This is a genomic window from Pseudoalteromonas sp. 5Ae-yellow (genome assembly GCF_014077565.1).
GTDB lineage: Bacteria > Pseudomonadota > Gammaproteobacteria > Enterobacterales > Alteromonadaceae > Pseudoalteromonas.
Window position 1 is genome coordinate 1 of sequence record NZ_JACGWD010000193.1, and the last position, 281, is coordinate 281.

A 281-nucleotide genomic window follows, 5' to 3' on the forward strand; every position below is an offset into this window, starting at 1 on the left:
GGGTTGTCATGCCAATGGCATTGCCCGGTAGCTACGTTCGGAACTGATAAGCGCTGAAAGCATCTAAGCGCGAAGCAGGCCTCGAGATGAGTTCTCACTAGACTTTTAAAGTCTCTGAAGGGCCGTTAAAGACTACAACGTTGATAGGCAAGATGTGGAAGTGGTGTGAGCCATTAAGCTAACTTGTACTAATTACCCGTGAGGCTTAACCATACAACGCCAAACGCGTTTTATGTGATAGTGAAACAAGCGAAGAAGTTAATATAACTAAAGTAGATATT

The 281-nt window shown here is 43.8% G+C and carries 1 rRNA gene; it reads left to right on the forward strand.

Annotation, left to right across the window (positions count from 1 at the left end):
* A 23S ribosomal RNA gene (locus H4J63_RS19935) occupies positions 1 to 213 on the forward strand; the annotation flags it as partial.
* Positions 214 to 281: the final 68 nt, after the last annotated feature.